This is a genomic window from Edaphobacter aggregans DSM 19364, assembly GCF_000745965.1.
Taxonomy (GTDB): domain Bacteria; phylum Acidobacteriota; class Terriglobia; order Terriglobales; family Acidobacteriaceae; genus Edaphobacter; species Edaphobacter aggregans.
This window is the reverse complement of the sequence record NZ_JQKI01000055.1, coordinates 1-23,445: the sequence shown is the minus strand read 5'-3', so window position 1 is coordinate 23,445 and position 23,445 is coordinate 1. Positions and strand designations below refer to the sequence as shown.

The following is a 23,445-nucleotide window of genomic DNA, read 5'->3' as shown; positions in this document are numbered from 1 at the left end:
CCGGATCCGCAGCGTTATATCTCAGCTCGCATCTGTCTTTCGCAGCCGGGGACGATTCCCAGGTAGTGAATGATATCCACTCGCAACTCAATCGCACGCGCGTCGACCGCATCCTCCGGCCCAAGAGCGTTAAAGAGCTCCAGGCGGCGGTGCTTACAGCGAAAAGTGCAAAGAAGCCATTGTCGATAGCTGGTGGACGTCATGCCATGGGAGGCCAGCAATTTGGCACCGACATGATTCTGGTCGACATGACGGGGCTCAATCAGATCGTCAGCTTTGATCCACAGCGTGGCCTGGCAGAGGTACAGGCGGGAGCATTTTGGCCTGAGTTCACAACCGCTTACCTTCAGCGTCAGCAAGGTGCCTTGCGCCAGTGGGGGTTTGCCCAGAAGCAGACTGGCGCAGACAACATCAGCATTGGGGGAACGCTGGCGGCAAACGCTCACGGACGCGGCCTTTCCATGCAGCCGTTCGTCAGCAACATCGAGTCATTCACACTGGTCGATGCCGATGGCAACCTCGTTCTATGCAGTCGCGAACAGAATCCGGACCTTTTCCGGCTTGCGATCGGCGGATACGGCCTCTTTGGAGTCGTCTCCTCAGTGACCCTGCGTCTCGTTCCGAGGCAGAAGATCGAGCGAATCGTAGAGGTGCGGGAGGTGGACGGCTTGATGGATGCATTCGCAGAGCGCATCCGCAGTGGGTTCATGTACGGAGACTTTCAGTTTGCTATCGATCCGGCCTCGGACGACTTCTTACATAAGGGAGTCTTCTCTTGTTATCGCCCCATCGATCCAGCAACCCCGATGCCCACAGAAGAGAAAAGCCTCTCTGATGAGAGCTGGAGGACCCTGCTCTATCTCGCACACGACGACAAGACGCAGGCGTTCCGCCGTTACGCGGACTATTATCTCTCCACAAACGGCCAGCGCTACTGGTCGGATACCCATCAGATGAGCATCTATCCCGAAAACTACCATCGAGAGATTGATCAGAAGCAACACGCCAAGAATCCAGCCACCGAAATCATCACGGAGATCAACGTACCGCGTGAGGCTCTGGCTTCGTTCCTCGCCGAGGTTCGTGACGACTTTCGCAAGAACAATGTTGAACTGATCTACGGCACGATCCGGCTCATTGAGAAGGAGAACGAAAGCTTTCTGCCTTGGGCGAAACAGTCGTATGCCTGCACGATTTTCAACCTCCACACAGTCCACACGCCGGAGGGAATCGAACACTCCGCAGAAGCGTTTCGCAGACTTATTGATATGGCGGTGAAGCGTAACGGTACTTACTACCTGACCTACCATCGCTACGCCCGACGCGAACAGGTGCTGGCCTGTTATCCCAACTTCGCTGAGTTTCTTAAGCTTAAGAAGAAGTACGATCCATCCGGGCGCTTTCAAAGCGACTGGTACCGCAACTATCAAACGATGTTTGGAGAAACGGTGTGATCGAAACTCCACTCGTCGATCATTCTAAAACTCGCGAAGTTCTGCAACGACGCTACTTCTGGGTGCTTGCGACGCTTCTGTTTCTCTTCTGCCTCCGCGTTCTCGGTCAGATTTTGGTGGCATTCTTTAACGTCTCTTTCCTGCCTCCGATGGAGGAGTGGTTTTCAGGCCTTCTGCCGTATCCGGAGTTGCTCACCGCTCAGATACTCATCATTGCGCTATACGGGAAAATCTGCCACGACCTCTCGCGTGGACATGGTTTTTTCTCTACCCCGCGCAGACCGTTGGGCACAGGTCTCCTGATCTTCGGATCTCTCTATCTCGGCGTGATGGTCATTCGTTACATCATTCGCATGGGCCTGTACCCCCATGAGCGATGGGTGGGAGGATGTATCCCCATCTTCTTTCATTGGGTACTGTCCTCCTTCATCCTTGCGCTGGGAAGCTATCACTGGCGAATGACTCCGCGACCAAGGAAGCCAGGCCTGGGCAAGCGGCTCCTTCAGGGAGCCGCTGCGGTGGCGGCCCTGCTCTGCATCTCCGTGTGGGCAACCTACCAGATGGGTCCTTCGCTTCTGGCGCATCAACTTGGGCTTCGCCGATCTCAGTTCGCCGTCCGCGCACAAAAGGGAGCTACGCTGCTCACCTCCGATGGTGTTTCTCTTTTTGCTGATATCTATCATCCTCAGCACACTGCCCATACCCCGACCATCCTGGCACGCATTCCCCTCACCAAGGACTTCAAGAACTCCCTTTTTGCCAGCATGATTGGCAAGATGTGGGCAGAGCGTGGCTATACGGCCATCATCCAAGGAACGCGTGGCAGATTCGGTTCCGGAGGGGCCTTCTATCCCTTGCGAGGGGATCGGCAAGACGGGATCGAAACCTTGCAATGGATCGCCAAACAGCCTTGGTTCGACGGTCACATCCTGACTTGGGGAGGCTCAGCCTTCGGTCACACACAATGGGCGATTGCCGATCAAGCGGCTCCAGGACCTTCCGCGCTTATGGTTTACTTCGCCAGCACCAACTTTCACGATATGTTCTATCCCGGCGGCGCATTCTCGCTTGATAGCGCGCTGAGTTGGGCGGTCCGCAGCCACGGCACAAAGGATCACGCCGACTGGCCTTCAGCCGATGAGGTAAAACAAGCGGCCAACGGATTCCCGCTGCTCGAAGCAGATCGGCGAGCTACAGGTTCAGAGGTGGCCTTCTTCAAGGATTGGGTTGAGCATCCGGATCGAGACGCCTTTTGGGAGGATATCGATGGTCAAAACCGAGTGCAGTCGCTCAAAGCGCCCGTCCTGCTCATAGCTGGCTGGTACGATCCGTTTTTGCCGACGCAACTGAATGACTTTATGCACCTCCGGCAATCATGGGAGCCCGGCGTGGCTGGCCGCAGCCGCTTGATTATTGGACCATGGACCCACGCCAGTGAGGTCACCTTCCCTGACGGAACGAAGGCGGAAAACTTCAGGAGGCAGAGCCTGGCGGTCAGTCTCCCGTGGTTTGATGAGAACTCAGGGCTGGCGATCTCGCCGCCAGTGGCCAATTCTTCAGTCAGGCTCTTTGTGATGGGCAAGAACGAATGGCGAGCCGAGCAGGAATGGCCCTTGGCCAGGACACAATACACTCCATATTTCTTAAGCAGCGTGAGGTCCGCGAACAGCATTACTGGAGACGGAACACTGAATGCCCTTGCGCCAACCGCCAAAGAACCGGCTGATTCCTATACGTACGATCCTCTGTGCCCAGTGCCCACGTCTGGCGGAGCCATGATTGGCCCAGCCGCTGGCATCGCACGTCAAAATGACATCGAGGGCCGAGGTGATGTGCTTGTTTACACGACCCCATCCCTGAATCAGGATGTGGAGGTGACCGGGCCCATTTCGCTGATCCTGTATGTCTCGACAACCGCGCCCAATACAGACTTCACCGCCAAGCTGGTGGACGTTCAACAGGACGGCTCCGCCTTCAATATCTCTGAAGGGATCCTCCGGCGCTCCTATCAAGAAGTACAAGGCCCGTCAGCCACCGAAAAAGTACATGAAATTCATCTCGATCTTTGGCCAACCAGCATGGTGTTCTTCAAGGGACATCGCATACGACTGGAGGTCTCAAGTAGCAATTTCCCGCGCTTCGATCGGAATCCAAATACCGGGAACAAGATCGCATCGGAAGTAAACGTCATTTCTGCCAAGCAGACGGTAAGGCATGGTCTGGAGTACCCATCGCGCCTCATTCTGCCGATCATCCCGGCACCGTAAACAAAGCTTCCAGCCTTCACAGGCAGTCGCTTACCGTGCAAGGCGATGGCTGGCGCTCACAATCTTAAGGCGCTCGTATTGCCTTTTACCATTTTCAATGGCACACTCTTATTGAAATGTACTCGTCACTACAAAACAGCCCTGCTGAACTAAACAAGCTCGTCGCACGGTTCCAGGAGCGAAAGGACCTGCTTCCGCTCAAGGCCCGAGCACTCAAGAGGCTTGCGGCTGAGTTGAAGGCCATTTCCGAAGTCGGTCTGCCCTGGAAATACCGTGCTATTTGCATTGCACAGGTCCGGATGAGGTGAGAGATGGAGCTCTTGAACGTTCCCACGACGCATGAACCGTTTGTAGCCCCTGAACGTGCAGCCGCGTTTCTGGCCTTGTCACGAAAGACTGTGCTCAAACTGGCCCGAAGAGGTGACCTGCCGGCGCATCCCGTAGGTCACGGAGTGCGCCAGATATGGCGATTTCGCCTCTCGGAGCTCTCCCGATGGTTGGAGCGTGAAGCGGTAAAATTGGACCAGCCATCGGGTCGGAATGAGAGGAATGTCTCTTGAATCGACCACGGTATCAACACGGCTTTTTCAGCCGTCATCAGCGCAAGAAGGGGCCGGAGGTCTGGGTTTACCGGTGGCGGGATATTGACGCCAAAGGCAAACCCAAGATGCGAGCCCTTGTAATTGGTTCAGTGAAGCAGTACCCAACAGAAACGGCAGCATGGAAGGTTGTTTCGACCCTGCGCCTCGACGTTAACCACCACACCTCACGTCCAGAAGGCCTGCCAGAAACGTTCGAGCAATTAGTAGAGCATTACCGGTTGATCGAATTGGATCTGGAAAGGGAATCCGAGCGGAAGGTCCCGCAAACGAAGCAGACCTACGCTGTCTATTTGAAGGCGAGAATTGTTCCGCGTTGGGGCAGTTATCGTGGGGGTGAAGTGATGGCGCTCAGCAACTCGCGCAAGAAGAAGACGAGCCGTCGGCGTCCTGTGCCGCAGACCCCAATGGAAGCCTTGCTCAACGAGCACCTGGAGTCACTGCTCGTGAAGCAATACTCGGAACAGACGGTCGAGACGCGGCGGACGCAGCTTACGTTCTTCGTGCAGTGGCTTCGGGAGCGCGGCATCGAGGAGCCGGTGGACGTGACCCGGCCCGTGCTCGAACGCTATCAGCGGCATCTCTTCCACTACCGCAAATCGAATGGCGAACCGATGAGCTTCCGCACGCAGCACGCGCGGCTCGTGCCCTTGCGCGTCTGGTTCCGTTGGATGACGCGGCAGAATCACATCCTCCACAACCCGGCCTCCGAGCTGGAGCTTCCCCGGCGGGGTCATCATCTGCCCAAGCATGTTCTGAATCTCCACGAGATCGAGCAGGTGCTGCTCCAGCCCGACATCTCCGATCCCATCGGCCTGCGCGACCGGGCGATGCTGGAGACCATGTACTCGACCGGAATCCGGCGCATGGAGGTTGCCGGACTGAAGCTCTTCGACCTCGATCTTGAGGGTGGGACTCTGCTCGTCCGCCAGGGCAAGGGCCGGAAAGATCGCATCGTGCCGATCGGAGAACGGGCCGTCGCATGGGTGACGAAGTATCTCAACGAAGCTCGTCCGCAGCTCGTCTCCGAGCCGGACGACTGCACCGTGTTCCTCACCAATGCGGGCGAGGAGATCAGCCTGCACCACGTCAGCACCCTGGTCCGCGACTATGTGAACATGGCGCAGATCGGAAAGACCGGCTCTTCGCATCTGTTGCGGCACACAATGGCCACGCTGATGCTGGAGGGCGGGGCAGACATCCGCTTCATCCAGCAGATGCTCGGCCATGCCAGTCTCGCCGCCACGGAGCTGTACACGCACGTCTCGATCCGTATGTTGAAACAAGTCCATGCCGCAACCCATCCGGCGGCCCGTCTGGAAAAGAAGAAGCCCTCGTCCCAGACCGAGAGCGACGATGCGGCCAGGGAGGAACTGCTGGCTACACTCGACGCCGAAGCCGAGTCCGAAGACGATGACGAAAAGCCATAAATACTTCTTCTTTTAGCTGCTGTTTTAGCTGCTAAAGAAAAAACCGAGCAGAGGGTATCATCATGAGTATGGCAACGATCCACATCTCGGCAACCGAAGCGGCCCGCGACTTCGCGGGGCTGCTGGCCCGCGTCCGCGCTGGCGCGGAGGTCGTCATCGAGGACGGCCCGCTGACCGTAGCCGTGCTGCACACGCCTGCGCCGCCGCGCCGTTCCATCGAGGAGTGCATCGCCCTGTTGCCGGAGGACTCCCCGGCGACTATCGACGAGGACTTCGCCCGCGATGTCGAAGAGGCTGTGGCTGCCCATCGTGAGCCTCTTAATCCTCCAGCATGGGACTGATACTCGACTCCAGCGTGCTCATCGCGGCAGAGCGCAAGGGCCGCAATGCGCGGCAGGCTCTCGGCGAAATCGCCCAGCGTGCAGCCGGTGAAGATGTGGCCCTCTCGGTCGTGACGCTGATCGAGCTGGCGCACGGCGCGGCCCGCGCCGACTCGCCGGAAAGAAAGGCCATGCGTCGGCAGTTCCTCAACGAGCTGACGGCGGCTGTGCCAGTGCATCCGGTGACGGTTGCACTGGCTCTGCGGGCCGGACAGATCGACGGCGAGAACACGGCGAAGGGTGTTCGTCTTGCTCTTGTCGACCTGTTGATCGGCGTTACGGCACTGGAGCTTGGATACCGTGTTGCGACCGGAAATCTGCGTCACTTCCAGATGGTCCCGGGGCTGGAAACTCGTCTCCTTCTGAGCGTGTGAAATGCTCTTCTTTTAGTAGGTGTTTTAGCTGCTAAATCAGACTCGAAATCCCTCCCATAATGTGCTCGGTTCTGCGGCCTGAAGACCGTACAATCGTGTGCAGATGCAGCTCGACTCTAGCCCGCACATCCCACACGGCCTTATAGCTGCGACGCTGCTGCTAAACGAAAAACCGCGTCATGGCCTTCGCACTTCCTGGAGCACACTGCATCCGGGCTTCACCGCTACTCAATCCACGACGGCTCTTAGAGATAACTGGAGCGTTGCGTCGGGAACGCGGTGGATGTCACTGTCATGCGAGTTCGGCGCTTGCGGGACAGGCATCGATTCATTTACGCAGGGCAATAGTAGTAAAGCTACAGTCGCATTGGGAACGGCAGCTACGATCTGTGTGATTGCAGAGCCATGTGGACTCGTAGTCGATCTTCCCGCACTCATTCTGGGAGCGGGTGTGATAGCAATAGCCTCCCAGATGAAAACTGGCAACGATGAGCTTGCAGCGTGTAACAAGGAGTGGATTCAGGCACGGGCTTATTGCTCGAACCTGATGAGCGATCCGAGACGTAATGGCCCCGCGCGAAACGTTTGGGGAGGGGACTTCAATAAGTGTGTACGAGGACAGGTCTCACAACGGTGCGGCGGAAACCGCGTTAACTGAGAGAGATGCCGATGACCCCTGAATTAGAGAATGCAATTGCATCAGCGCAAGCCATGGCTAGGGCCGACAACACGGCCGGAGCTATGGCTGTCGCCGAGTCCCTACTGGCCGAGCACCCTGATGAAATGGAAGTCTGGCTCCTTCGGGGCTACCTTCACGAGCTAAACGCAGATTACAGCGAGGCCAAGAGTGCCCTTAGCCGTGCAATCGAACTTAACGGGTCCGAGCCTCACTTGTTTTATAACCGAGGGCGGTTTTCCTATCACTTAGGCGAGCTAAGAGAGGCAGTTCAAGACTTCAGCAAAGCTCTCGAGCTCTGTGACTTCTACAACAACGATTACTACCGGCAAGAGTTATATTTCTGGCGTGCAGAGACACTCGTGAAGCTCGGGAGGAAGCAGGAAGCACTAAATGACTTGAGCCAAGTCGACGCAGACTTCAGTTCCTGGACGGATCATCTTCAAACTAAACAAGAGCTGCTCGCTGCTTGTAAGTGACCTCCATCTCTTGCTCAACCCTCTCTGCGATCTGTCCGGCCTGTGTATCAGCATCGATGAATCCTCGTCTCCCTCAGGATCGTTGAAAACTGCCATGCTTCGCATGGGGAATAGGTCTACACGAAGGAACCGGAAAGGGGAGAGACGAGCTATAGTTACGTCTATAACTCGACTGGCTTGCAGGTAACTCGCACTCGCCCATCGGCCAACCCTGCCCCAACAAACCCGTATACCCATACGGTGACCCAATACGACAAAGTTGGGCGAGTAGTGAGTGTTGGCTACGATGACGGAACGCCAAATAGACGGTACGACTACGACACTGTCAGTTCGCAAATGCAGTGGACGGTTACACCGACCAATCTAAAGGGACATCTGGCAGATATGGCGTCGGGCGCGGGTTCGACACTTACAAGAGGACTCTTCAGTTACGATGCGATGGGCAGGATCACTCAGATGTGGCAATGCGCTCCATCTATCTGTGGTACGCCGTCCCAGGAAAGTCGACCTTCGATAGGGTACGCATACGATTTTGCAGGCAATCTCACACTGAAATCAGACGGAGCAACCGGAGCCATTCAATATGGTCGCTCCCCAGCAGGCGAAGTCTCGTCCATCACAAACCTGTCGTATACCTCTGGAGGAAACCCGGCTAACCTCGTTTCTGATGTGGTTAATGGACCGAATGGGCCATTAGGCTACACGCTTGGAAACGGTTTGTGGGCTACGATCACTTACGACTCTATGGGCCGCCAATCCGGCAAATGGATATGTAGTGGAACTCCGATTCATCCGGGACAGGCTTTCTGCGACCCCTACACGGAAGCGGGGTAAGCAACCGTACAGTCCAGACTCTCTGCTGAAACGGTGCATCCGTCCCGCGGCTGAACGGGCGAAGATCACCAAACATATCGGATGGCACACCTTCCGGCGCACCTTTTCGACCTTGCTGAAGGCCAACGGCGAGGACATCAAGGTAGTGCAGGAACTGCTGCGGCACGCAACGGTGAAGATGACGCTTGAGGTCTACACGCAGGCGGTCACACCAGCGAAGCGGAACGCACAGTCAAAGGTGGCTGGGATGCTGAAGGCGGGGGCGAAATGAAGGGGCTTTCTCTTATTGGACCCTAAATGGACCCTCGAGAATTTCCGCAAACCCGTAAGTTGTTGAAATGATTGGTGGACCTGATCGGGATCGAACCGATGACCTCTTCCATGCCATTTCGGCAACGTAACGCAACTCATTGAAACCAGATGGTACAGACCACACTCTACGCCTCTGATTACACGGAAAAATGCCCTTATTGGACCTTTGCTGGACCTTTTTGATCGATCCACAAAAGCAAAAAAGCAGGTCTACGATCACGCAGGGAGTGCAGTCACGAGTCTTCCAAACCGACTCACTAGGCAGGACAATCTACACTAAGGAGCCGGAAACGGGCGAAACGTCGTACAGCTATGCCTATAATTCCACTGGGCTGGTCGTCACTCGAACCAAACCACGCGCAAATCAGATCGATACAAGCTTCAAAACCCACACGACATATCAGTATGACGCCGTGAATCGCTTGATTTCGATCAGCTACGATGACGGAACATTGGCGCGATCCTTTAGCTACGACACCAGTGCGAATTGGAACAACTATACCCAAAGCAACCTCAAGGGCAGACTTTCCTTTGCCTTCCGGAATACTTCAACCAGCTTCACGGAAACGGTCTTTAGTTATGACGCAATGGGCAGGGTAACGAGCATGGCCGAATGCATACCTTCGGAATGCGGCAACGGCAGCCTGGATAAACACCTGGCGTATGCTTATGACTGGGTGGGCAATCTCAAGCGCGCGAGCGACGCCGGTAGCGCAACGGTCAGCTATAACTATAGTCTAGCGGGGGAGGTGCAGTCGATTACGAGCTCTTTGAGCAGTGCGACCAATCCCTCTACAATCATCTCCGGCGTGCAGAACACACAGAACGGCCCGACAACTTATCAGATGGGTTGGGGTTAGGACGATGTCCGGTTCGAGTTCAGGGGAGTAAGGTGCGGTTTGCCGACAATTCAGAAGTAAATGACGACAAGAGCGTTTGTGATTTATAAATCACTAGCCTTCGTGGGCGCGTTGATATTCTGGCTCAACTGAACAGCGCGCCGTTACAGTGTTCATTTGCCGTCACGTCTTCGATATCGTTGGTCGGAGCGAGCCGCTGTTAATCAAGGGAGCGACCGGCTCGATTGAGAACTTCAACAAGTACCTTACTCGGCAATCCAGGTGTCGCTTCGTCAGTTGGAAAATCGCCGATCTCGCTCATTGAGATTGATCTTCTCGTGATGAAAGTGGAAAGTTACGCTAGTAACATGAGCAACCGAATTGCGGCAAGAATGAAGCGTGGTGCTTCATTCGTATCGGGATAAACTGATACTTACTAATGCAATACGCGAATATCATTTCTTTAATTGACGCTCATGTGGAGCGCCTCTTCGAGGTTCGGCGCATCTTGACCGAACTTAACCTACCCCTCTCCCGACGGAAGGTGGTGACTCCAACTCCTAACCGAACGGCTCAATCAAAGTCTGCCAAGAGAGGCAATGTACACCGGAAAACATCTAAATCCAAAGTTCGAAAGCCGTACGCGGAAAGAATGTCAGTAGCACCTACAGAGGATCGCAGTGCATCTCCGACCGCGGTTTCCGCCCTCCAGCGTGACGCAAAAGCACCAAACGAACCCACAAGTCAAGCAATCGAAAAGAGCGTTTCGTCAGGGGCCATACCGGTAGCTCGTTCTCGTACGACTCAACCATCCCGGGAGAAGCCCGTGATACAGAAACCTCCTGTGAAGTCAGGTACATTGGCCTTAGGCGGCAACATTCCGACCGGCCCGATTGTTGTGCCGGCAGAGCAGATTCGTTACGAACAGTCTTTGAAACAACGTGAATCAGCTATGAAGGCGAGAGGCTCCTTTCAGACTCCCAGCGATGTTCCCCTCACAGCTGAATTACTCGCGCAGCGTTGGATGCGCAAGGGCGTAAATGCCGCTGTCACCAAGCCTGTGCTATAAGACTTACCCAAAGCGGAGCGGTAGGTGTTTAGGTTCGGCCCTCCAACTACCTAGTTCCTCCCCGAGAAACGGGCAATCTGGAAATTGAGCGGTCAATTGTTGACAGGCGGCCTTACCGCTCACGGATGGATACGAAAGAATGGCCCACTCGATCGTTGGGACACGAATGGGCCACTGGAGTGGATGGTCAACTTATGGTGTCACCGATGTCAACTTATGGGGGTCACTGATGTCACTTTATGGGTACAGAGTGTCAGCTTATGGTGCGACGCGCACGCAACAAGAAGCAGCGGCGGCGTTGTGCGATGCACCATACGGCGACTTTCCCTTATATTGCTCTCAAGGAGTTGCCAACTCACAGTTGCTCATAAGCCGACACTCGATGTACCTAAAAGATGAACTTATCCGCTCGGTTTAGCGCCATAAGGTGACGTTTCCTTCGGAGAAGTCCCTGTGAGCAAAAGTAGGCGATAGGTATCGCCAGAGTCGGCGAGCGCTCCTGGGCTGGTCAACTCATTCGTACTTAACGACCTTTTGGCGCCGTTTACACTTGTTCGGCTGGCGTTACCGGCATCTCCGGTTCGCTGAGATCTTCCGCGTCATCCTCGTCGAGCTGGGCGAATCGTGGGACCGGTACCTTTGCGCGCTTTCCGCAACCTGTCGACGTGCACCATCTTCTGCGGTGGCCTTTAGTACGGTCAAGGAAGTCAGAGGCAGCCGGAAGCTCGACATCAACTTTCAAAAGGGGACGCTCGCCAATTCGAGTCCCAACGGCTCCGGCAAAAGCGGCCTGATCGGCACGATGGATTGTTCTCCTCATAAGGCTAGGTGTGCAATACGCTTTCTTCATCTTCTTCGAACAAATGTATTGACAGCCGAGGCGATTGTCTGCACTATGAATGAACTTTTTGGAATAGCATAATTCTGTAGCACAGTCAGCGATGATTGCGCGGGCAGATTGCACCATTGCACCTTGAGCATCTTGTTCGTTTGTGCGCTGAGGTCTATTCAATGCTGAGCCGTACGCGAATAACCCCTCTGGTTTCGAGCATCTTTCTGCTACCACTAACTCTCTTGGAGCGTTCTGACGCTGCGCGGAAGGTTCTCGTTGCGGTTGTGCAGAGTCCTCGCTGTATTGATGCGGTAGATGCCGCTCTCTGGCTTATCGTTCTCGGACTGACTCCGATCAGACGTTTCCCTCGTTTGCGGCTGATCACATTAGCTTGCATGCCGCTGTTCGCGATGAGAGGGAACCAGAGGAGCGGAACTTCACAAACGAGACTCACGGCACTGACAGGGCTAGGGCTCATGCTGATGACAGCAAGCGCCTCTGCTCAACAACCTAACGTGGTAATCCAATGGAATCAAGCCGCTCTGCAAGGGGTTCGTGATTCGAGCTTGGGTCCCCCGATGGTTGCAAGGGCTCTGTTCATCTTAAACAACTGTATATACGATGCGTGGGCTGCCTATGACAGCACCGCCATTGGAACGGTCAATGGCGGGTCTTTACGGCGACCTTCCGAAGAGCGTACCGACGCAAATAAGAAAGAGGCGATTAGTTTTGCTGCTTACCGAGCAGCCATCGACTTATTCCCTTGGGATAAGCTGTCTGTCTTTGATCCGTTGATGACAGCGCTAGGCTACGACACAGGTTATGTCTCGACTAATCCATCCTTCCCAGATGGCATCGGAAATATAGCATGCAATTCGATTCTGATGAGGAGACACAACGACGGTTCTAATCAACTTGGCACTTTGACCGCTTCCGGAGTTCCATATGCCGACTATACCGAGTTCATGCCTCTGAATGCGGCAACGACTGTGCCTCTCGGATCTAATTACGACTATCAGAGTCTAGAGCCGAATTTCTGGCAACCTCTCACATACTTCAATGGGAAAGCCCTGACAACCCAAGTATTCGTGGGTTCCCAGTGGCAGAATGTTACCGCCTTTGCCTTGAGTTCTTCGAGCGAGTATCGCACATATGCCGCGCAGTTTGGGCCTGCACAGTATGGGTCCAAGGCTTATGAGAAGCAGGCGCAGGAGCTCATTACTATCAGCGCACACCTGAATGATAGAGAAAAGATGATTGCCGAGTACTGGGCGAATGGACCTCACACGAATTGCCGCCAGGGCACTGGAATCTGTTCGGTCAATATGTATCCATGCGAGACCACCACTCCGTAGACGACGACGCGAAGCTGTTTTTCGTGTTATCGGCTGCGTTGCACGACGCCGCTATCGCAAGTTGGGACGCAAAGCGTGCGTGGGATTCTGTCAGGCCGATTACGGCAATACCCGAGCTTTTTCATGGTCAACAAATCCAGTCGTGGGGCGGCCCCGCACGCGGAACCGTTTCGATGGATGGGGGGGAATGGATACCATATCAGTCCGCGACCTTTCCAACCCCACCGTTTCCTAGCTATGTCTCGGGGCATAGCACGTTCAGCGCAGCGGGCGCAACGGTGCTAAGCGCCTGGACCGGAAGCGACAAATTCGGCGCGTCTGTCACCTTCGAAGCTGGTAGCTCAGTAATTGAGTCCGGCATGACACCCGCTTCGACGCTGGTACTGTCCTGGGATACATTCTCTGACGCTGCGAACGAAGCAGGAATGTCTCGTCGTTATGGAGGCATTCACTTCAAAGCGGACGACTTAACCGGCCGTGATATTGGCAGGAAGATTGGGATGCAGGCGTGGCGAAAGTCATTGACATACTTCAATGGCACCGCAGGCACTAGAGATAACGAGAGTAGCGAGAGTAGATAGATGCGCCAGAATATCGGGCCAGCGTCGACGGGATTCGAGCATCCAACGATTTCTAAAAAAGATAAAGGAGCACGCAGCGATGTCAGTGGAAACCGGAGTCCATACGCGATTGCCGTTATGCATACTTTTGCCTGCTCCAAAATCAGATGTAATGCTGCGCTACAGGCTTGGATGGATTCCCCGTCCCTCGCGAATGGGACGACGGACGTTCCGTAGGGAACGACAGCGGGAGCTACAGGTCGTTCGTGTTGACCGACTTCTTTGGATCATTGCGTCTGTGGTTCTGCTGGTCGGATCGACAACTCTTATCGCTCAACAGATTACCTATACCTATGATGAAGCGGGCAGGTTGATAGGGGTAGTAGATGCTTCCGGAAACGCAGCGTCCTACAAATACGACGCGACCGGAAATATTTTGTCTATTCAACGTTACAGCGCCTCCCAAGTGGGCATCTTCGATTTCACCCCCAATAATGGATCCGAAGGGACAGCTGTGACGTTGAACGGCACCGGCTTCAGTACTGTATCGAGCCAAAATGTAGTGAAGTTCAACGGGGTTCCAGCAACTGTGTCGTCGTCAACGGCAACTCAGATCCTGGCGAATGTTCCGTCGGGGGCAACTACGGGATCAATCACGGTAGCCGCGCCGATGGGTACGGCTACGAGCAGCGATCAGTTTGTCGTTAGCGGCGCAACTGGTACGCCGTTTATCTCTAGCTTTTCTCCCGTGATCGCTGGAGGTGGTTCCACCGTTACCATTACCGGGGGGAATTTCTCTTCAGCAGCCAGCAACAACGACGCCAAAGTCAATCTCGGGCTGATACCAATTAGCTCTGCGACTACATCTACACTGACGGCCACAATCCCACAAAATGCCACATCAGGGCGGGTTAGTGTCTCTACTGCGACAGGAACAACGGTGAGCAGCGGCGATCTTTTCATCCAACCATCGGGCCAGGTTGTCGCATCGGGATCTACGGGCAGGACGAACGTCGGATCGTCTGCGAGTCTTCCGGTACCGGGCGGAGGATACACCGGCCTTATGATATTCGATGCGACCGCTCCACGGCGTGTGAGTGTCGTACTGAGCGCGTCGGCAAACTCCGGAAGCTGCTCCTTCGGCGCTTTTGGTGGAGCAGTGGCGACTTTATGGGATCCCTTGGGCAATGCAATCGGTCAGGCTGGCTGCTTCGATGGAACGACCAGTCGCCTGATGGGCGGCACAGACCTTCTGATGAGCGGGACCTATACGGTACGAATTCAATCGGAAACTGTAGCTGTTAACGCTACGGTCACGGTGAATGATCTTGTCGATTTTACGGCGTCACTTAATGTGAATGGACCGGCAGTCCCCGTCATCCTTTCCTTGCCGGGCCAAAACGGTTTGTTGTCCTTCAGCGGAACAGCGAATCAGCAAGTCACAATCAGCGTTAACAGCAATTCAATGTGCGATGAATGGACCCTCATCAACCCAGACGGTAGCGCAACCGCTTTACCTCTTCAATGTGGCGCGAACTTTTCGGTCGCACAGACGTTACCGGCAACGGGTACTTACAAGCTGAAAATCAGTTCTGTCTTCTCGCAGACCGGGAGCATGAACGTGAGTGTGACGAGCCCTTAATCGACTCGACCAACGTATAGATACGAGTTACAGAGATTTGGTTAAAGGAGCTACGCATGTCCAAGCAGCTTGCAGTTTGTGGAATTCTGGCCCTGTCGTCCCTCGGAATGCAATTCAATTCGACGGTTGCATTCGCGTCCGGAATTGAATTTGCTCAGAATAGTGCGAAGGTGAATGATGCGCTTTCCCTTCCTCCGTTGCAAGCTCCGGCGGGCATGACCGCCCTATCTGGACAAGTAGTTGACCTAAAAGGCCGCCCGGTCTCAGATGTCAAAGTCGAGATTGACAATATCATCTCAGTTTCGGACGATACCGGGAGGTTTCTTCTGCAGGGCGTGCCGACTGGGCCACAAATGGTAATGATAGATGGTAGACCCGCCAGTCAACCGGGCCGCACGTACGGCCAATTCATGTTTCGATGGATTATCCCTGCCCGGAGTGGGACTGCTGTACTACCTTTCACAATCTGGATGCCCGAACTAGACACCGAGCACGCAATCCAGATTCCCGTGCCTACGACTCAGGAGATCGTCGCGACCACACCTCGTATACCAGGTCTTGAGGTCCACATTCCGGCTGGGATTCGAATACGAGACTTGGAAGGCAAGGAAGTTCATTCGATCTCTATCACACCAATTCCACCTGATCGCCCACCATTTCCTCTGCCAGCCGGTGTTACGTTCCCTACCTACTTCACGATCCAACCAGATGGTGCGACGATTGAGGGAACAGGTCAGTCCTTAGTTCACGGCCTTAAGCTTGTGTTTCCAAATCCTGACAATCTTCGAGCAGGTCAACCCGTCGATTACTGGAGCATGGATCCGAAAACAGGCGGCTGGATGATTTACGGCACGGGCATCGTCAGCGCGGACCAACAGCGAATCACGCCTTCGGCCAATACGGAACTTTACATGCTCTCCTGCAGCCCGGCGGGCAATCCGCCTGGAACTCCACCTCCTACTTATCCCACCCCGGGCAATGGAACTTATGACGGAGAACCCGTCGATCTGAGCACCGGGATGTTCGTTAGCCGAAGCTTGGATTTCTTCTTGCCAGATGTGATTCCTATTAGCTTTTCCAGAGTTTATCGACCGGGCGACACAGCGACACCGTCTCGGTCCTTTGGTCTAAGCACCACTCATTCGTACAATATGTTCTTGTACACCAATACTGATGGATCGGTCGACCTAATTCTAGACGACGGCGAACGTATCCACTATACAAATGACGGCGCCGGAGGTACACATACAGGGACTCCCACTCCCTTTTACGGCTCAACACTTCGCTCTTCGGACGGGGGGAGGTTCGGCAGCTTTGCAGGTAGTGGTGCCGTAGTCACTTTGAAGGATGGAACGCAATTTTACTTCGAATTGGATGGTGCTAGCAATCAAGCTCAGAGCGACCCATCTCCGACATACCATGAATTCCTTACGGCGATAAAGGACAAATTCAATAACATATTGACGATTGAACGGTCGTGGCAAAATGATCAGCATATCGTCCAGATTACTTCGCCGAACGGTAGATCATTGCAATTCACATATGATCCGAGTCACAGAATCACGAAGGTAGTCGATAACATTGGAAGAGCCGTTTCATATACCTATGACTCTTCAAGCCGGCTCGCAACTGTGACCGATGCAAACGGCGGAATAACGACATACGGATATAGCAGAAGCACTACAGATGAATTGCTCACAATCAAGAATCCCCGGGGTATCACCGCACTCACGAATGTGTACGACTCGAATGAACGCGTAACGAAACAGACACTAGGTGATGGGGGGACGTACCAATTTAGCTACAGCCTCGATAGCAATGGCAAGGTAACACAAACCACCGTGACCAACCCACTTGGGTCAGTTCGTCGTGTGAACTTTGATGGCAATGGGTACACTCTCTCGGACACCACAGCAGTTGGGAAGCCCGAACAGCAAGTCCTCACCTATACTCGACAGGCGGTCGGAGAGTTCATATCGCAGGTTACCGATACGCTCAGCAGACAAACTACATTTAGCTACGATTCGATGGGAAACCTGATGAGTGTTACTAAATTAGCAGGAACTCAGAACCCAATCCAGACAAGCTTTACATATGAACCGAGATTCAATCAGCTTACGAGCATTATCGATCCGTTAAACCACACTACCGCCTTTGGATGGGACAGCGCGGGAGCCTTAACAACTATTACAGACGCAAATCAGAACCAGACGACGTTTACGTACAATTCCGTTGGGCAACGCCTCACATCCGCCGATCCCTTAAACAACACGACACAGTATTCCTATAAGGGTGGCGATCTGATTAAAGTTCAGGATCCTTTAGGGAATACAACATCGCGATTCGTTGATGGGGTTGGGCGAACGATTTCGCTTAGTGACCCGCTCGGAAATAGCATCAACTACACGTATGACAATTTGGATCAGGTAAAGAGCGTTACGGATCCGCTGGGGGCGACAACCTCTTTCACGTACGACGGGAACAGCAATCTCCTCACAGTTACCGATGCGCGCAATGGGACCACCAGCTATACCTACGATAATGACGATCGGCTCTTAACGCGTAAAGACGCCCTTGCCCATTCCGAAAGCTACGTATATGACGCAGGTGGAAACCTGACTCAACATACGGACCGCAAAGGGCAAGTTACAGTATTCAGCTACGACAGTCTAAATCGGCGGAAATTTGCTGGATTTGGGAAAACATTGCAAGGGAAAACAACGACTTATCAGAGCACAATAAATTACACCTACGACGGAGGGAACAGACTGATAACAACTGTGGACTCTATGGCCGGGACGGTGTCCAACAGCTTTGATACGCTGGACCAGCTGAATAATCAAACGACACCGCTAGGGGCTGTCTCCTATACGTACGACAATGCAGGACGCAGAAGTTTGATGACTGTAGCAGGACAGCCGCAAGTGTCCTATTCGTTCGATGCTGCAAATCGCATAACTCAGATTGCTCAGGGTACGGCAACAGTGAGCTTCTCTTACGACACCGCAAATCGTCGCACGTTGCTGACCCTTCCGAACGGCATAGCCGCTACGTACTCCTATGATGGCGCTTCGCGTTTGACAGGAATATCCTATGCGCTCGGGAGCTCTAATCTCGGATCCATAAACTATGGATACGATGCAGCGGGCCACCGAACGACCGCTTCAGGTAGTCTAGCAGCGACATCAATTCCTGCTACAGTGAATTCTGCAACATACAATGCTGCAAATCAACTGACCAATTGGAATGGAGTGTCAATTAGCTATGATGCAAACGGCAACTTGGTCAGCGACGGTATCCACAGCTATTCATGGAACGCTCGGGACCAACTCAAGTCGATTGATGCGGGAGGTGCAGCAACGTTTAATTACGATGGGTTTGGCAGACGCACAACTAAAACCCTTACTGCCATCTCGACTACGAACTTCTTGTATGACGGAGCCACCCCTGTGCAGGAGATCTCTGCCGGAGGACTCCCAACTGCGAATCTCTTCACAGGCGAAATGGATGAATATTTCACCCGGACCGATTCAACCGGATCGATGAGTTATCTGAGCGATTCATTGGGTAGCACATTAGCGCTTGCTGACGCAACGGGCGTCATTCGCACGCAATACACCTACGAGCCGTTTGGTGCAACAACGCAAATTGGCGCTTCTACGACCAACAGCTTTGCCTTCACTGGTCGGGAGGATGACACCGCCGGACTTTACTTCTATCGTGCCAGGTATTACAGTCCAACTTTCGGAAGGTTCATTTCCGAGGACCCTCTAGGCTTTGGAGGGGCCGATGTCAATCTCTATGCATACGTTGGCAGTGACCCAATTGATTTCGTTGATCCGCTTGGCCTGAGACCTTTATCGGATTGCGAGAAACGGAAACTAGCTCCATACATACCAAAGGTAGACCTGGACAACGCAGACGTACACCCCGGCAAAGTGCCTTGGTATTTCCACTTTGTGAGTGAGGACTACGAAGGTATAACAAGGGGCAATGATGTGTACTTTCGCCCGGGTGTCTATGATCCATCGACGGTCGAAGGCATAGCAAAATTGGGTCACGAACTTGTCCACGTGGGGCAATATAGGAATGGAATGACATGGCCGGCATACGCGTGGGCCTCGAGACGCGGATACGACCCCAACAACCGGTATGAGAAACCAGCTTATGACAAACAAGACGAAATCGAGAACACCATGAGAAAGGAGAAATGCGGCGGATGTCCAAAGCCATGAGTATACTCCCTATGCTGTTGTTAGCCTGCTTCGTTGGGCTTGGATGCCGGGACCATCATATCGAAAAGGACTTCTTTGGCAAGCCCCCCGCGGACCGAGTGGAGCGCCTACGCCAATATTCTCTGGATGATCAGTACAAAATATTTAGATATGGGAACGATGTTAAGGAACCACCAACCATGGAATTGGCTGTCCCAATTGCAGAACGAGGAGCGTCAGCCGTGCCCTTCCTAGTGGGACATCTTAGAGCCGCGACAGATGACATCGCAGTCAGAGACATCCTCTTGATTTTTGAAAGGATGGACGCTATTGGAAGCTACAACGTCAAGGCTGATACTGCTCTCATGGGACTCCTCGGCTCTAAGATTTCGGGGATGAAAGACAAGGACTGGCAGGCCTCCTGCCTGAAGAGACTGCAGCGCATAAATGGCACGAAATAGCGGCAGCGGCAGAGGTCCCGTGTTTCTGTCGCGATAAATACCGCAGCGTCGTCACGGCAAGGTTCATCTCCGAAGACTTGTACGTTGCACGACCGTATCAGAGAAGGGATGCAAGAACTGCAAAGGCAATCCCCTCCAGGGTCTCGGCGTTGCAAAAACATGTTGTTCGGCGAAGCGTCGATAAGTAGTTCCGCGGCAAATCCATATATGCCCTGGGAAGGCTACGCTAGCGTGAATGCTGGGATGATGTTTGAACACGGCGGGGACGGACCATGGGGACAACTGGTTCGGTCCTGTCTCCTCTGCATGTATCGACACGGTGCCACTGCCAACCAGGCGCATTGGTCCTGCTATTCCAATGCGACGAGTCGCACGTCGAGAACCAAGGCAGCCGAGGGATTCGCGAGAGCTGTTGCGGGGGCGGCCGCGATCGAAGCCGGTCAAGTAGTGACCGCAGTTGATAGCAAGGGTTCTGACATCCGGGCGACCGGGCCATGGCTCCAGCTATTCGGGGTGGTCAAGTGAACTCAACGGTGATGAAATTCCTTAACGTATCGATTGCTAGTCTGATTGTCGGTGCAGGGCTGGGTTTCGTGGCTGCCTGGTGCATGACAGCTCGCCTGGACCGACAATATCAGATGACAATCACTGAGGGCGCATCGGCTCTCGGGGCAGCAGTCGGAATGCTGCTTGGATGGGTGGCGTATTACGGCATCTTTAAGCAAAAGGTTAGGTACGAAACCTTTTGTGCTGTAGTAGCGCTTACCACTGTGACGACGGCTGTCACTGCCTACGTGCTACACATCTTAACGGACACGGGCGGATGGCTTTCGGTCTTCGTTGCTATCGCGGTCTTCCTCGCCGCCAGTTTCACGCTGCGGCATTCCTGATAGTTCTTTCGTTTAGTTGCCAACCCAGCCGCCCGATTCTGGGCGGCTCTTGTCGTTATGACCCGCTCCTGCTCCTCTGTAACTCTGTAACCGCAATCGGCCGGAGCATATATGGTCGATGCAAGCCGGCGGGCTAAGCCAGGCGGCACGTATGGAGCCTTACGAATCTGAAGCACATGCTCGACAGTATCCGTCAGAGCAACCGCATCTGTAGAACGGGTTTCGGTGTGATGGACTGTTGTCATGAGCGGAGAGGCTGTATCGGTAGTTCATCGTCGGGGTCGCGCGGAGATTGCGCGGTTGGCAAGTTTGTACTGTACCGAGCAAGCGGTTTGGGGCGTAGCGAGTTCTGCCGCCGCCATGGCCTGGCATTGAGCACGTTGAACCGTCACCTGAAGAAACAGCAGCAGCAGGAGCATCGAGGTGACGGTGGTGTTGGCCGGGGGCCTCTGGTCGAGGTGGAACTGGCTGCAGCCGTGAGTCCGGTATGCACTGGGGATCAGCCTGGCGCTTTGACGGTGTTGTTGTCCAACGGTCGCAAGGTGGAAGTCGGCGATGGCTTCGACGACGAGACGTTGCGACGGTTGGTCGCTGTTCTGGAGCGGCTGTAGCGTGTTCGGCCTGGGAGCTGCGACGCGGGTCTATCTTGCACCGGGCGCAACAGACATGCGCAAAGGATTCGATGGCCTCTACGGTCTGGTGCGCGACCAGTTGTTGTGCGATCCGTCGAGCGGTCATGTGTTCTTGTTTTCAAATGCACAGAGGAATCGTCTCAAGATCATTTTCTTTGACGGAACAGGGCTATGGGTCTGCGCGAAGCGAATTGAAAAGGGGCGCGTACACTGGCCTGCTGTCGATCACGAGCAGCGCAAGGTGGTGTTGAGCCACGAGGAATTGACGATGCTTCTGGGTGGTATCGATCTTGACCAGACACGCGAGCGCAAGTGGTATCGCAAGCCCCTCGCGAAGGAATCATCGGAGTCACGAATGAGCGCATGAATACAGTGCAAATCGCTTGTCTACCCACAGGCTTGTCTGCTATTCAATAAGCCTCGTGAGTGCGAATCTCCATCCTTCCGCAGCGTCCACTCCGACCGATGGCGCATCTTCCCGCGCCGACCTTCTTGAACAACTGAAAGCACATCTGGAGCCGTCGCTGTTTGCCGCGGTGAGCGGCAAGTTCAACTCGTATGAGTACGAGCTGCAACATGCGCAGCTGAAGGTGCAGGTTCTTGAAGAGCGGCTGCGCCAGCAGCGAATCGCCAAGTACGGCCCCGGCAGCGAGAAGCTGAGCAATCTTCAGCTGGAGTTGTTGGATCTCGAACCCGGGGTCAGCAACGTTGAAGTGGCTGCCGAGAGCGAACGCGAGACGCTGCCCTCTTCTTCGGAGGAGGAGAAGAAGAAGAAGAGGCATCAGCATCCCGGCCGCCAGACGCTGCCCGCCGATCTACCCGCGTGGAGAAGATCGTTGCCTGCATGCCGGAGCAGTGCAAGTGCGGCGGCTGCGGCGCCGAGACGAAGGTGATCGGCTACGAAGTCAGCGAAGTTCTCGACGTGAAGCCAGCCGAGTATTTCGTTCAAGTCACCAAGCGTGAAAAGCGCGCCTGCAAGAAGTGCGAGGAGCAAGGCGTGGCCACCGCGCCCGTAGCCGCGCGGATTATCGACAAGAGCCTGGCGTCGGACCGCATCATCATCAACACGATCGTCGGCAAATACGGAGATCACAATCCGCTCTATCGTCAGAGCGTGATCCTGTTGCGCGACGCGGGCATCGACATCGGCCGCGCCACAATGTGCGGCTGGGTGATGACGGTCGGAGAAATGCTGGCGCCAGTGGTGGGCGCGATGCGGAGCCAGTTGCTGGCAGGCAGCTACATCCAGGCCGATGAAACACCGATCGATGTGCAGGCACATGATCGTCGCGGCAAGAATCATCAATCCTACTTGTGGCAGTACGGCTCACCGGGAGGCTCGGTGGTCTTCGATTTTCGCATGGGCCGCGATCGCGAAGGTCCAGCGCATTTCCTTGTCAACTTCGAGGGGATTCTCCAGACAGACGGCTATGCGGCCTATGATCGCGGCATAGGCGGCCCAAAGATGGTGCATGCGGCCTGTTGGAGCCATGCGAGACGGTACTTTGTCGACGCAATCAAGCTCAACAAGCAGGATGCGGGGTCGGTGCGCATCGTCGAGTTGATGGACAAGTTGTTTGCTATCGACGCCCGAGCTCGCGACGAAACGATGGATCACGCAGCCCGCCATGCTCTGCGCCAGCAGGAGGCTCCGCGCCTGCTCGACAAAATCCACACCCAGATTCTGACCATGAGCGGGAGTGTGTTGCCGAAGAGCGCGGCAGGCAAAGCCTGCAACTATGCTCTCAGGCTATGGAAGCGGCTGAACATCTTCCTGGAATATCCGGAACTGGAACTCAGCAAAGCGATGGTTTCATACTGCACCTCATTGTGGGGTTTGAGTTGGGCTGGCGTTTCGAGCGTATGTTGATTGACGGAGGTTGGCTCTCAACATCTCAATGTTTTCGGGCGGTCCGTAGAGGCAGCGGCTCTGGTTGCCATGGTATCTGCGAGACAGCAGGCCTTCTTTACGCCAACACTTGATCGTACTTTGTGAGACCCCGAGGCGCCGCCGTAGCTGCTCAGTGGTCCCGAAGCCTTGTTCCTGCAATCGCTGCCGGCGGCTCTTGAGCTTATAGGTGTCGCGTAGCCAGACGACTCTATCGAGGGTGTAGGGAACTTGCCGGTAAGTGCGGTGCCCGCGTTC

22 protein-coding genes are annotated in these 23,445 nt (G+C 54.6%); 20 read left to right on the top strand and 2 right to left on the bottom strand.

Annotation, left to right across the window (positions count from 1 at the left end; genetic code table 11):
* The first annotated feature begins 65 nt into the window (after nucleotides 1–65).
* From Q363_RS19355 to Q363_RS40785, 10 genes are all read left to right on the top strand, one after another.
* Entirely contained in the window at nucleotides 66–1,454 is a 1,389-nt protein-coding gene (locus Q363_RS19355; protein WP_157467183.1) for an FAD-binding oxidoreductase, read from the top strand.
* Nucleotides 1,455–1,972: 518 nt separating this feature from the next.
* Complete coding sequence (locus Q363_RS19350) at nucleotides 1,973–3,721, top strand: CocE/NonD family hydrolase (RefSeq protein ID WP_169747044.1); 1,749 nt, start codon at nucleotides 1,973–1,975, stop codon at nucleotides 3,719–3,721.
* A gap of 311 nt (nucleotides 3,722–4,032) precedes the next feature.
* Nucleotides 4,033–4,281: a helix-turn-helix domain-containing protein gene (locus tag Q363_RS45895; RefSeq protein WP_084080548.1), complete on the top strand. Its 249-nt coding sequence runs from the start codon at nucleotides 4,033–4,035 to the stop codon at nucleotides 4,279–4,281.
* Nucleotides 4,278–5,750 carry a site-specific tyrosine recombinase XerC gene (gene xerC, locus Q363_RS19340; RefSeq protein WP_211256255.1) on the top strand — a complete coding sequence of 491 codons (1,473 nt, stop codon included), beginning with the start codon at nucleotides 4,278–4,280 and terminating at the stop codon, nucleotides 5,748–5,750. The genes Q363_RS45895 and xerC overlap by 4 nt, the downstream gene beginning before the upstream one ends.
* A gap of 62 nt (nucleotides 5,751–5,812) precedes the next feature.
* Entirely contained in the window at nucleotides 5,813–6,091 is a 279-nt protein-coding gene (locus Q363_RS19335; RefSeq protein ID WP_157467177.1) for a hypothetical protein, read from the top strand.
* Entirely contained in the window at nucleotides 6,082–6,504 is a 423-nt protein-coding gene (locus Q363_RS36355) for a PIN domain-containing protein (RefSeq protein ID WP_051979012.1), read from the top strand. The genes Q363_RS19335 and Q363_RS36355 overlap by 10 nt, the downstream gene beginning before the upstream one ends.
* 663 nt (nucleotides 6,505–7,167) lie before the next feature.
* Complete coding sequence (locus Q363_RS19325) at nucleotides 7,168–7,659, top strand: tetratricopeptide repeat protein (protein ID WP_035353604.1); 492 nt, start codon at nucleotides 7,168–7,170, stop codon at nucleotides 7,657–7,659.
* Between the two features lie 775 nt (nucleotides 7,660–8,434).
* The gene (locus Q363_RS19320; protein WP_035353603.1) at nucleotides 8,435–8,764 is read left to right on the top strand and encodes a tyrosine-type recombinase/integrase; all 330 of its coding nucleotides are present in this window, start codon (nucleotides 8,435–8,437) and stop codon (nucleotides 8,762–8,764) included.
* A 190-nt stretch (nucleotides 8,765–8,954) separates the two neighbouring features.
* On the top strand, nucleotides 8,955–9,665 hold the full coding sequence (locus Q363_RS19315; protein ID WP_035353600.1) for a hypothetical protein: 711 nt from the start codon (nucleotides 8,955–8,957) through the stop codon (nucleotides 9,663–9,665).
* A gap of 823 nt (nucleotides 9,666–10,488) precedes the next feature.
* A complete protein-coding gene (locus tag Q363_RS40785) occupies nucleotides 10,489–10,713 on the top strand; it encodes a hypothetical protein (protein WP_157467174.1) in 225 nt (74 codons plus the stop codon).
* A gap of 544 nt (nucleotides 10,714–11,257) precedes the next feature.
* Here the strand turns inward: Q363_RS40785 and Q363_RS46500 are convergent.
* Complete coding sequence (locus Q363_RS46500) at nucleotides 11,258–11,533, bottom strand: CGNR zinc finger domain-containing protein (RefSeq protein WP_425387716.1); 276 nt, start codon at nucleotides 11,531–11,533, stop codon at nucleotides 11,258–11,260.
* 488 nt (nucleotides 11,534–12,021) lie between these two features.
* On the opposite strand from Q363_RS46500, the gene Q363_RS36350 reads away from it, so the two are divergent.
* The 10 genes from Q363_RS36350 (at nucleotide 12,022) to tnpC (ending at nucleotide 23,169) form a co-directional block, all read left to right on the top strand.
* Entirely contained in the window at nucleotides 12,022–12,900 is an 879-nt protein-coding gene (locus tag Q363_RS36350) for a DUF6851 domain-containing protein (RefSeq protein ID WP_157467171.1), read from the top strand.
* Nucleotides 12,879–13,481 (top strand): vanadium-dependent haloperoxidase, encoded by a 603-nt coding sequence (locus tag Q363_RS46495; protein ID WP_051979010.1) that lies wholly within the window; start codon nucleotides 12,879–12,881, stop codon nucleotides 13,479–13,481. The genes Q363_RS36350 and Q363_RS46495 overlap by 22 nt, the downstream gene beginning before the upstream one ends.
* A gap of 277 nt (nucleotides 13,482–13,758) precedes the next feature.
* Nucleotides 13,759–15,102, top strand: a complete 1,344-nt coding sequence (locus Q363_RS38560; protein ID WP_169747043.1) for an IPT/TIG domain-containing protein — start codon at nucleotides 13,759–13,761, stop codon at nucleotides 15,100–15,102.
* A 56-nt stretch (nucleotides 15,103–15,158) separates the two neighbouring features.
* Complete coding sequence (locus tag Q363_RS19295) at nucleotides 15,159–19,337, top strand: RHS repeat-associated core domain-containing protein (protein WP_051979009.1); 4,179 nt, start codon at nucleotides 15,159–15,161, stop codon at nucleotides 19,335–19,337.
* Nucleotides 19,322–19,777 carry a hypothetical protein gene (locus Q363_RS19290; protein WP_035353593.1) on the top strand — a complete coding sequence of 152 codons (456 nt, stop codon included), beginning with the start codon at nucleotides 19,322–19,324 and terminating at the stop codon, nucleotides 19,775–19,777. The genes Q363_RS19295 and Q363_RS19290 overlap by 16 nt, the downstream gene beginning before the upstream one ends.
* A 494-nt stretch (nucleotides 19,778–20,271) precedes the next feature.
* Nucleotides 20,272–20,667 carry a hypothetical protein gene (locus Q363_RS19280; protein WP_157467168.1) on the top strand — a complete coding sequence of 132 codons (396 nt, stop codon included), beginning with the start codon at nucleotides 20,272–20,274 and terminating at the stop codon, nucleotides 20,665–20,667.
* 176 nt (nucleotides 20,668–20,843) lie between these two features.
* Nucleotides 20,844–21,278, top strand: coding sequence for an IS66 family insertion sequence element accessory protein TnpA (tnpA, locus tag Q363_RS46490; RefSeq protein WP_425387712.1), 435 nt, complete (start codon nucleotides 20,844–20,846; stop codon nucleotides 21,276–21,278).
* Nucleotide 21,279: 1 nt separating this feature from the next.
* Complete coding sequence (tnpB, locus tag Q363_RS19270) at nucleotides 21,280–21,666, top strand: IS66 family insertion sequence element accessory protein TnpB (RefSeq protein WP_035353587.1); 387 nt, start codon at nucleotides 21,280–21,282, stop codon at nucleotides 21,664–21,666.
* 55 nt (nucleotides 21,667–21,721) lie between these two features.
* The gene (locus Q363_RS19265) at nucleotides 21,722–22,192 is read left to right on the top strand and encodes an IS66 family transposase (protein WP_035353585.1); all 471 of its coding nucleotides are present in this window, start codon (nucleotides 21,722–21,724) and stop codon (nucleotides 22,190–22,192) included.
* Entirely contained in the window at nucleotides 22,144–23,169 is a 1,026-nt protein-coding gene (gene tnpC / locus Q363_RS19260; protein ID WP_035353581.1) for an IS66 family transposase, read from the top strand. Before Q363_RS19265 ends, tnpC begins: the two co-directional genes overlap by 49 nt.
* Here the strand turns inward: tnpC and Q363_RS46485 are convergent.
* On the bottom strand, nucleotides 23,125–23,349 hold the full coding sequence (locus Q363_RS46485) for a MerR family transcriptional regulator (protein WP_425387715.1): 225 nt from the start codon (nucleotides 23,347–23,349) through the stop codon (nucleotides 23,125–23,127). The two genes, tnpC and Q363_RS46485, sit on opposite strands and share 45 nt — an antisense overlap.
* Between the last annotated feature and the right edge of the window lie 96 nt (nucleotides 23,350–23,445).

Coding starts and splice junctions, on each gene's coding strand:
- Q363_RS45895 (WP_084080548.1), top strand. CDS start 4,033: ATGGAGCTCTTGAACGTTCCCACGACGCATGAACCGTTTGTAGCCCCT.
- Q363_RS19335 (WP_157467177.1), top strand. CDS start 5,813: ATGAGTATGGCAACGATCCACATCTCGGCAACCGAAGCGGCCCGCGAC.
- Q363_RS36355 (WP_051979012.1), top strand. CDS start 6,082: ATGGGACTGATACTCGACTCCAGCGTGCTCATCGCGGCAGAGCGCAAG.
- Q363_RS19325 (WP_035353604.1), top strand. CDS start 7,168: ATGCCGATGACCCCTGAATTAGAGAATGCAATTGCATCAGCGCAAGCC.
- Q363_RS19315 (WP_035353600.1), top strand. CDS start 8,955: ATGCCCTTATTGGACCTTTGCTGGACCTTTTTGATCGATCCACAAAAG.
- Q363_RS46500 (WP_425387716.1), bottom strand. CDS start 11,533: ATGAGGAGAACAATCCATCGTGCCGATCAGGCCGCTTTTGCCGGAGCC.
- Q363_RS36350 (WP_157467171.1), top strand. CDS start 12,022: ATGCTGATGACAGCAAGCGCCTCTGCTCAACAACCTAACGTGGTAATC.
- Q363_RS46495 (WP_051979010.1), top strand. CDS start 12,879: ATGCGAGACCACCACTCCGTAGACGACGACGCGAAGCTGTTTTTCGTG.
- Q363_RS19295 (WP_051979009.1), top strand. CDS start 15,159: ATGTCCAAGCAGCTTGCAGTTTGTGGAATTCTGGCCCTGTCGTCCCTC.
- Q363_RS19290 (WP_035353593.1), top strand. CDS start 19,322: ATGTCCAAAGCCATGAGTATACTCCCTATGCTGTTGTTAGCCTGCTTC.
- Q363_RS19280 (WP_157467168.1), top strand. CDS start 20,272: ATGGCTCCAGCTATTCGGGGTGGTCAAGTGAACTCAACGGTGATGAAA.
- tnpA (WP_425387712.1), top strand. CDS start 20,844: ATGCTCGACAGTATCCGTCAGAGCAACCGCATCTGTAGAACGGGTTTC.
- tnpC (WP_035353581.1), top strand. CDS start 22,144: ATGCCGGAGCAGTGCAAGTGCGGCGGCTGCGGCGCCGAGACGAAGGTG.